This is a genomic window from Leptolyngbya cf. ectocarpi LEGE 11479 (assembly GCF_015207065.1).
In the GTDB taxonomy this organism is placed as follows: domain Bacteria; phylum Cyanobacteriota; class Cyanobacteriia; order Phormidesmidales; family Phormidesmidaceae; genus Leptothoe; species Leptothoe ectocarpi.
In genome coordinates, this window is sequence record NZ_JADEXP010000031.1 from 21,695 (window position 1) to 30,992 (window position 9,298).

The 9,298-nt window shown below is 47.7% G+C and carries 7 protein-coding genes; 6 read left to right on the plus strand and 1 reads right to left on the minus strand.

The genetic code is table 11. The annotated features are described in order from the left end of the window. Positions 1-366 precede the first annotated feature (366 nt). The 5 genes from IQ260_RS05930 (at position 367) to IQ260_RS05950 (ending at position 7,775) form a co-directional block, all read left to right on the plus strand. Positions 367-1,401 (plus strand): aspartate-semialdehyde dehydrogenase, encoded by a 1,035-nt coding sequence (locus IQ260_RS05930; protein WP_193991748.1) that lies wholly within the window; start codon positions 367-369, stop codon positions 1,399-1,401. A 206-nt stretch (positions 1,402-1,607) separates the two neighbouring features. Further along, entirely contained in the window at positions 1,608-2,507 is a 900-nt protein-coding gene (dapA, locus tag IQ260_RS05935; protein ID WP_193991750.1) for a 4-hydroxy-tetrahydrodipicolinate synthase, read from the plus strand. A 170-nt stretch (positions 2,508-2,677) separates the two neighbouring features. Then, the gene (locus IQ260_RS05940) at positions 2,678-4,552 is read left to right on the plus strand and encodes a ribonuclease J (protein ID WP_193991752.1); all 1,875 of its coding nucleotides are present in this window, start codon (positions 2,678-2,680) and stop codon (positions 4,550-4,552) included. Positions 4,553-5,147: 595 nt separating this feature from the next. Continuing rightward, the gene (locus IQ260_RS05945) at positions 5,148-7,181 is read left to right on the plus strand and encodes an Rne/Rng family ribonuclease (protein WP_193991754.1); all 2,034 of its coding nucleotides are present in this window, start codon (positions 5,148-5,150) and stop codon (positions 7,179-7,181) included. 3 nt (positions 7,182-7,184) lie between these two features. Beyond that, positions 7,185-7,775, plus strand: a complete 591-nt coding sequence (locus IQ260_RS05950; protein ID WP_193991756.1) for a ribonuclease HII — start codon at positions 7,185-7,187, stop codon at positions 7,773-7,775. 31 nt (positions 7,776-7,806) lie between these two features. Here IQ260_RS05950 and IQ260_RS05955 read toward each other — a convergent pair whose 3' ends face one another. Further along, positions 7,807-8,349, minus strand: coding sequence for a DUF1997 domain-containing protein (locus tag IQ260_RS05955; protein ID WP_193991759.1), 543 nt, complete (start codon positions 8,347-8,349; stop codon positions 7,807-7,809). 174 nt (positions 8,350-8,523) lie between these two features. Here IQ260_RS05955 and pheA point away from each other — a divergent pair. Continuing rightward, the coding region (gene pheA / locus IQ260_RS05960) for a prephenate dehydratase (RefSeq protein ID WP_193991761.1) at positions 8,524-9,298 on the plus strand (775 nt) is incomplete at its 3' end.

Consider the following 9,298-nt stretch of genomic DNA (forward strand, 5'->3'; position numbering starts at 1 on the left):
TGTTTTGTTTAGTCTTATGCTGTTAGGAGTCTAAGGTTAATATATCGAGTGTCCAGAGTTCTACCAGCGATTTCTTAGTTAATCTAGATATAGGTGGCTAAACGTACAGAGTTTTGATTGGCTAGCGATGAGTAGTCAATACTTCAAAGGACATGTGAGCAATTATTGTCCCTGGGACATCAGTTTGATTTGACTTATCGAAGACTTCGCATAGCAAGAATTTATTAAGGTTGGCCATCAGCATGGAGTTCATGAACGATGTTGAAGCCGTGCTTACGTAGGCTAAGGAAAAAGAAATTGGGTAGGCTTGATTTTGCTTAGTATTTATACAAAAGTTTTTAAAAATGAAGAGGGAGGTTAGATCTTTTGCCTGAAGCGTATAGTGTAGCGGTTATGGGTGCTACAGGTGCCGTTGGTACCGAACTGTTGGAGCTTTTGGAAGAGCGTGACTTTCCTCTTCGAGAGCTAACCCTTTTGGCGTCCTCGCGGTCGGCTGGTAAGGAGTTGGTTTTTAAGGGGCGGTCGATTAAGGTCAAGGCTATCAGCGATGAAGATTTTGCTGATATTGATTTGGTATTAGCATCAGCTGGCGGCTCTGTATCTAAAGAATGGGCACCTAAGGCGGCGACGGCGGGTGCTGTAGTCGTCGATAATTCGAGTGCATTTCGGATGGATCCCTCTGTCCCACTTGTGGTGCCCGAGGTTAATCCTGAAGCTGCCCTGGAGCATCAAGGAATTATCGCTAACCCTAACTGCACCACTATTTTGATGGCTGTAGCGCTTTGGCCGTTACATCAATATCAGCCGATTGAGCGAATTGTAGTTGCTACCTATCAGTCTGCAAGTGGTGCTGGTGCCCGTGCCATGGAAGAAGTGAAGCAGCAGGCCCAAGCAATTTTGCAAGGGGAAGAACCGCCTACTGAAGCATTTCCCTATCCACTGGCGTTTAATTTGTTTCCCCATAATTCGCCCCTCAATGACCAGGGATATTGCCAAGAAGAAATGAAAATGGTGAATGAAACCCGCAAGATTTTTGGGGTTTCTGATCTGCGGGTGAGTGCAACCTGCGTTAGGGTGCCGGTTCTACGGGCTCACTCAGAAGCTATAAATGTTGAGTTCAAACAGCCTCTTGATGTGGCTAAGGCTTTGGAGTTGCTTCAGGCTGCACCTGGTGTAAAAGTCGTTGAAGATTGGCAGGCAAACTATTTCCCGATGCCTGTGGAAGCTAGTGGTCAGAACGATGTGCTAGTTGGTCGAGTCCGTTGTGATCTATCCCATGAAAGTGGTCTGGAACTGTGGCTTAGTGGTGATCAAATTCGTAAGGGGGCCGCGCTGAATGCTGTTCAGATTGCTGAACTGTTGGTTAGCAAGCAATCTTTGAAGCCTAAGGCTTTAGTGTAGCTCTGGTTTTTATGGCATATTTCTCAGCTGGGCATTGGGTGAATGGGCAATGTATGGCTGCTAGGTAAGGCCTATGCGGATACTGACTTGAGTATTTTTGCGCATGATGGATAGGCCACGTTGTAAAACGGGTCCTTGCTGTAGATTTTAGGAGATATGATTTTTATTTTTTTGTGTGCTTGTGATGTAGTGAGGATAGATAGGACGTGACATATTTTGGACGAGTACTCACGGCAATGATTACCCCGTTTGATCAGTCGGGAGCCGTCGATTATGAGTCTGCGCGGCGTTTGGCCTCCCATCTGGTTAGTCATGGGACGGATACGGTTGTGGTGTGTGGAACCACGGGTGAATCGCCTACGCTGAGCTGGTCAGAGGAATATGAGCTGTTTCAAGTGGTTAAAGCGGCTGTAAGTGGTCGTGGTAAGGTAGTCGCAGGCACTGGTTCCAACAGTACCCGTGAAGCTATTGCAGCGACCCAGAAAGCGGCTGAGCTGGGGCTAGATGGCACTCTACAGGTAGTGCCGTATTATAATAAGCCTCCTCAGGCTGGATTACAGGCACATTTTAGTGCGATCGCAAAGGCCGTATCCGACCTGCCTGTAATGCTTTACAACGTGCCAGGCCGTACCGGTCAAAATCTAGAAGCCCCCACTGTCGCAAAGCTAGCAGAAATTCCCAACATTATTGCCATCAAAGCAGCCAGTGGCAACCTAGACCAAGTGAGTGAAATTCGCCGTCTAACGCCATCTGACTTTGATATCTACTCGGGGGATGACTCATTGACATTACCGATGCTAGCCGTCGGTGCAGTAGGCGTGGTTAGCGTTGCCAGCCATCTAGTGGGAGAGTCTCTGCAGCAAATGATTCAATCTTATGAGACAGGGCAAGTGCTTGTAGCTAGGGATATACATCTTAAATTGCTGCCCCTGTGTAAAGCCTTATTTGCGACGACTAATCCCATTTTGATCAAAGCAGCATTAGATCTTCAAGGGTGGTCTGTGGGTGTTTGCCGTTTGCCGCTCAGTACAGCCCCTGTCGCTCTGATTGACGAGCTTCAAGGTTTAATGGCTGAGCTAGAGCTGCTACCGACAGCAGTTGTGTAGATCTTCTTAGGTGTTAGTAGAAGATCTTAATCTTTGTTCACGTGTCTGCCAGTAGCCAAATGTATTCCTAGAGACTTATTCCTTCTTTAGTCAAATCTTTGATTCTAAAGAAATCTTCTCAAACGTTTTACGCACCTACACAATTTTTCTGACCTTTCATTAAGGAACCTATGCGCCAACGATCTAGAACAAGCCAGCGATCAAGAACGACTACAAAAGGTGGTACTCAGTCTGAAAATCAGAGAGTTCGGGTCATTACCACGCCAAAAACTGCTCCAAAAGTTACGAATAAAGTTGATAAAAACACGCTCAAAGTAATTCCCCTAGGTGGGCTACATGAAATTGGTAAAAACACTTGTGTGTTTGAAATTAATGATGAAATTATTTTAGTAGATGCAGGATTAGCCTTTCCATCCGATGAGATGCATGGCGTTAATATTGTGCTGCCAGATGTCACCTATCTAAGGGAAAATCGTCACAAGATCAAGGGCATGATCGTTACCCACGGTCACGAAGATCACATTGGCGGTATTGCTTTTCACCTCAAGCAGTTTGACATTCCAGTTATTTACGGGCCTCGCCTGGCGATGGCACTGTTGGCTGACAAGCTTGAAGAAGCGGGCGTATCCGAACGAACGGAACTCAGAACGGTGCAGCCTCGGGATACAGTGCAACTCGGTCAATCGTTCTCTGTGGAATATATCCGCAACACTCACTCCATGGCAGATAGCTTTACTGTAGCTATCACTACCCCAGCGGGAACAGTTATTTTTACAGGTGACTTTAAGGTTGATCACACCCCCGTCGATGGTGAATATTTCGATTTTGCTCGGTTAGCGGCCTATGGCGAAAAGGGGGTGCTGTGTTTGATCAGTGACTCTACCAATGCGGAGGTGCCAGGGCATACTCCCTCTGAGCGGTCTGTTTTTCCAAATTTAGATAGAGCCTTTAGCGAAGCGCCAGGTCGCCTGATGGTGACTACGTTTGCCTCTTCGGTGCATCGGGTAAATATGCTGCTAGAGCTAGCACAAAAGCATAATCGCTCGGTCTTTGTCGTCGGACGCTCCATGTTAAATGTGATTGCCCATGCCCGTAACCTAGGCTATATCAAGTGTCCTGATGATGTGTTTAAGCCCTTAAACACCCTCAACAGCTGCCCTGATGAAAAAGCAATGATCTTGACCACAGGCTCCCAAGGGGAACCGATGGCGGCCTTGACCCGCATATCCAATGGCTCCCATCGTCAGATTAAAGTGCGTGCTGGCGATACGATTATTTTCTCGGCTAATCCGATCCCGGGGAATACCATTGCCGTCGTCAATACCATCGATCGGCTGATGGCTCAGGGAGCTAATGTAATCTATGGCAAGCGACGGGGGCTGCATGTATCTGGCCACGGTGCTCAAGAAGATCAAAAGCTGATGTTGGCGCTGACTCGCCCGAAGTATTTTCTGCCTGTCCATGGGGAGCATCGCATGTTGGTGAAGCATGCAGCAACGGCGCAAAGCATGGGAATACCAGCGGAAAATATGGTCGTCATTCAAAATGGCGATATTGTAGCCGTTGATAATGAGCAAGGTATCCGCATTGCTGGTAAGGTTTCATCGGGCATTGAACTGGTAGATTCGTCTCGTAACGGAATTGTTGGACGCACAGTGCTCAAAGAACGCCAGCAGTTGGCAGAAGACGGTATTATCACCGTATCAGCTACGGTGGATGGTAGCGGGCGACTACTGGCTCCGCCAGCGGTTCATTTACGTGGAGTGGTGACTAAGCACTCTCAAGGTGATTGGGAAGAAAAAATCAATCGAGTAGTGACGTCCGGATTACGAAATCGTTGGAGTGAGGTGATCGATACCTCTGGAGATCAAAAAACCGTCCGGTGGGATGGTCTACGCTCTCGTTTAGAAGAAGAAGTGCGCCACTGTGTGCGCCGCGAGCTACCCAAGCGCTATCCAATCATTGTTTTGCTAATGCAGCCTGTTGAAGCTAAGGCTGCGCTAGGGGCAGCGGAGTCGACTAAGAAGCGAGTGGTAGCTGTCTAGAGCTTATAACTAACTCGTTAGATTACAGTTTGCGGATACAGTTTGCGGAAATGGGTTTCAGGAGCTGATTGCCGCAAACTGTCTATCAGTTTGGCTTGGAGGGCACTAGCTCTGATTGGCCTATATCTGAGTTGCTTAGTTAATTTTTTTTACAAAAGTTGAAATAAAAATTCCAAAATTCTGGTCATATGGCCAGGCTCAAGCTATAATCCATTGCAACTGAAGCTGCCGTAGGATAGCTACAGAGTTTGTTAGCTGCAGCTCAACTAACGGCGAGTACTGACCAGTTCCCCTTCTGTCAGAATACTGGCGATTGCAATGTACTAGCGACGCTTACAGTCTGTCTTGAGGCCCCAGTACTCTTAATCGGATTTATCTAAACGTCACTTCTAGCTGCCAAGCAGTGAAGTTTTTGGATTCCTGCGGTTTTCTCTGTAGCCTGCCCATAGCCTCAACAGAGCCCGGTTGACTTTTAGCGTGCCAAAAGGGTTTAGGTTCGGGTGGCTGTCTTAGATTTAAAGGATTAATCGTTGAGCTTATGTATGTCAGCCCCGGTAATCATTGGGTTGACTGTATAAGTTTTTGAGGAAATTGGATGCCTAAGCAGATCATTATTGCGGAGCAGCATCGTACTGCCGCCGTTTTTTCGGAAGATCAAATTCAAGAATTAATTGTGGCTACCGGTAGCCACCAAGTGGGGGACATTTACGTAGGTACGGTTGAAAACGTACTTTCGGGAATTGACGCTGCTTTTATCAACATCGGTGATAGCGAGCGTAATGGCTTTATGCATGTGTCCGACTTAGGACCCCTGAAGCTAAAGCGAGCCCCAGGCCCAATTACTGAGCTGGTAGCACCTAAGCAAAAAGTGCTGGTGCAAATCATGAAGGAGCCTACCGGCAACAAAGGGCCACGTCTGACTGGCAAAATTACTTTGCCGGGTCGTTATTTGGTGTTGATGCCCTATGGTCGAGGTGTTAACCTATCTCGACGGATTCGGAATGAAGCTGAGCGACATCGTTTGCGGGCTTTAGGTATCTTGACTAAGCCACCAGGAATGGGCTTGCTAGTGCGTACCGAAGCTGAGGGCGTGTCTGAAGAGGCCATCATTGAAGACTTAGAGTCACTGCAAAAACGTTGGGAAATGGTTCAGCAAGAAGCCATGGCAACGCGGCCTCCAGCTTTGCTAAACCGCGACGATGATTTTATTCAACGAGTATTGCGGGATGTTTACAATGCCGATGTTAATCGCATTGTGACTGACTCTGATATGGGTATGCAGCGGGTGAAGCAGCACCTATCCAGTTGGAGTGATGGCCGTTTGCCTGCGGGAGTACTGGTAGATCACCATCGCGTTGAGTCACCACCGATTTTGGAGTATTTCCGCGTCAATGCAGCAATTCGTGAAGCCTTGAAGCCACGGGTTGATTTGCCTTCGGGAGGCTATATCATTATCGAGCCTACCGAAGCTTTGACGGTGGTTGATGTTAACTCCGGCTCATTTACCCGCTCGGCGACCGCACGCGAAACGGTTCTATGGACTAACTGTGAGGCAGCTGTTGAGATTGCTCGACAGCTACGGCTGCGTAATGTAGCTGGTGTGATCGTGGTGGATTTTATCGACATGGAATCCCGACGCGATCAGATGCAGGTTTTGGAGCACTTTGGTAAAGCTCTCCAGGCTGACAAGGCTCGTCCTCAGATTTCTCAGCTATCTGAGTTAGGGCTAGTTGAGCTAACTCGAAAGCGTCAAGGTCAGAATGTATACGAGCTATTTGGCTGTCCTTGTACGGCTTGTGGCGGGTTAGGCCATTTAGTGCAGCTACCTGGAGAATCTCCTGTTGAAGTGCAGCAATCAGCTGTTGCCAGTCGGGTGGTGCCTATGCCCAGTTCCCGAGTGGTTCGTCAAGAGCGCTCGTCGGATAGTTTAGAGCCAGAGCAAAATCTGAAGTCCCTCGACTTACTCAATCATCCTGATTACAACGATAAGAGTAATGGTCGCAGCCGTCGCCGTCGCCGTCGCGGTAACGAGCCGAGTAGTACTCGTGGTAGTCGAGGCGTGACAGCTCCACCCAAGTTGGCGAACAATGGCAGTAGTGCCAGTCCTGTTGTTGGAACCTCCCCGATCTTGGCATCTGAGAGTGCCCGTGATGAAATATCTGCTGATAATACTGCACCTCCTATTCGTGGTGGTAAGCGCTCCCGTGGTCGCGGTCGCAAGCCAGATGTTCCTCCTAAGGTCATTACTGTTGCTCTAACACCTGATGAGCAGAGAATTTACGCCGCTATGGGAGTTTCTCCCTTGGTTCGTAGTCAAGAGGAACTGCAAGAGACTAAAAATGTAGTAGTTTCTGTGGTTTTACCTGGTGAGGAGCCAGTTCAGGACGATGCTGAGTCTTCTGCATCTGAGCCTTCTGACGGTTATCAAGAACCTGAAAATGGTAGTGGGGATGAGTCTATGGAGGATGTTGGTATGGCGATGGCAGTTGTCGATACTACTGAATCTGAGATTTCCGTAAATGTCGTTGACGAGCAGCAAGCGTCTTCTGAACCTGAACTGTCATCCTCTGCGGAAGTACCTAATACTCGTCGTCGTCGTCGCCGTCGTTCATCTGCGACAGTGAGCTAGAAGATGGCGACGGCTGGTGTTGACGAAGTAGGACGTGGTGCCTTGTTTGGTCCTGTAGTGGCCGCAGCTGTCATATTGAAGCCTGGTATGGAGCTGTGGCTTAAGGATCAGGGGGTTAGTGATAGTAAAAAGCTCACTCCCAAAAAACGCCAAAACTTGGTGCCCATTATTCACTCAGCGGCAATTGATGCCCAAATTGGCTGGGTTTCAGTGCGTCAAATTGATCGAATTAATATTTTGCAGGCTTCTCTACAGGCTATGCGCCAGGCTATAGAACGCTTACTTCCTCCTCCCACACAATGTTTAGTGGATGGAAATCAGCCTATTCCTGGGTTGCGTATTGATCAACGGACAGTTGTCAAAGGCGATCAAGTGGTGGTTGAGATCGCAGCTGCCAGTATCCTAGCCAAGGTTTGGCGTGACACACTTATCATACGATTGGCTAATCGCTATCCAGGATACGATCTGGCCTCGAATAAAGGATACGGAAGCCCTAAACATTTAGCTGGGCTACAGAAGCTAGGCACCACACGGTACCATCGCCGTTCCTTTAAGCGTTGCCAACAGCTATCTTTGCTCGATAAGCCGGTTTAGGCAAGTAGGGCAAAAAGGAGGCTGATGTTAGTTAGCGAGCCTGAGATGATGCTAGGACACCGCTGCTCCATCCTCGATATTCGTGAATAAGACGACGCTGTAACCGTTGCTTAATCGTGCTTAAAATGCCACTGACAATAGCATTACCTGTGGATTCTAGTAGGGATTTGGGAGTTAATCGGAACGCTGGAGGTAAATCAATAGCAATATCTAATTCAGCATTACCTGAAACCCCAGAATTATCGGAGCGCGCAGCCAACCAACCCTGTAGCTTGAAGGAGAAGCGTCGATTGAGTGAAGGCTGGTGACGCAGTCGGCAAGAGTCTGAGTAAATAATTACTTCATGACGCTCATTCGGATAAATCTGCACATCAGCGACCGGTTCTAGGGTGAGCATCAAGAACTTTATAGGGCGCATACTAAATTGAAATTTATGGTTCTCCATTCGCTTGATTTGGCTAGGATCGGCGAGGGCATAGACCAATCGGTCAGTATCACTCAAATACTGGTAAATAGGAACAGGGGCAGGAGATATGGCAATTTCTACAGACTGCGATGCATGCAAATGAACCATTCAGCCAATTTCACCCCAAGGTTGCATCATATACACAGTTCCCATGGTCTGCTAGATATTTGAGTATCGGTATCGTTGCTGGTAAAACCTCAAACAATGGGTTGTCCAAAAACCATTAAGCTAACTCTATCACCTTTATTTTAGCGGCCACGCCTGGCTTCTATATATTTCTAGATGACATCTATCGCTCACTTAGGACCATCGGGAAGCTACTCTCAACTGGCGGCTACAAACTATGCTCATTGGTTACAGACACAGCATGGGACAGCGTCTACCTTAAAGCCCTACAACACCATTGCTAAAGCTATCCAAGCTGCTGCCAATGGTGAAACGGATATCGCCGTAGTTCCCATTGAAAACTCTATTGGTGGTGGTGTTCACGACACCTTAGATATGTTGTGGGAATTAGACAGTCTAAAAATTCAAAATAATTTAGTTATACCAATTCATCATGCCTTGCTCTCCCAAGCAGTTAACCTCAAGGCTATTACAGCAGTTTACTCCCATCCCCAAGCCCTAACTCAATGCCAGAAATGGCTAGCTGCTAACTTACCAAATGCTGTTCAAGTGGCTACAAACTCTACCACTGAAGCTTTACCTCGATTATCCACCGATGAGACATTGGCAGCAATTTCTCCACTGTGGGCAGCTAAGTTATACGGCATACCAACGCTAGCTGATCCCATCAATGATAATCCTGACAATGCCACAAGATTTTGGGTGCTCAGTCGTTGTCTGGCTCAACACGGCAGTCATACCTCGATTGCGTTTAGGCTACCAGACAATACTCCAGGCGCTCTTCTAAAGCCACTGCAGCTGTTTGCTACCCAAGGTATCAACATGAGTCGAATTGAGTCGCGACCGACTAAGGTCGCATTGGGAGACTATCGATTTTTTATTGATATTGAAGCAAGTTTAGATGACCCAAATACGCAAGCTGCACTGCAGT

Coding starts and splice junctions, on each gene's coding strand:
- IQ260_RS05940 (WP_193991752.1), top strand. CDS start 2,678: ATGCGCCAACGATCTAGAACAAGCCAGCGATCAAGAACGACTACAAAA.
- IQ260_RS05945 (WP_193991754.1), top strand. CDS start 5,148: ATGCCTAAGCAGATCATTATTGCGGAGCAGCATCGTACTGCCGCCGTT.
- IQ260_RS05950 (WP_193991756.1), top strand. CDS start 7,185: ATGGCGACGGCTGGTGTTGACGAAGTAGGACGTGGTGCCTTGTTTGGT.
- IQ260_RS05955 (WP_193991759.1), bottom strand. CDS start 8,349: ATGGTTCATTTGCATGCATCGCAGTCTGTAGAAATTGCCATATCTCCT.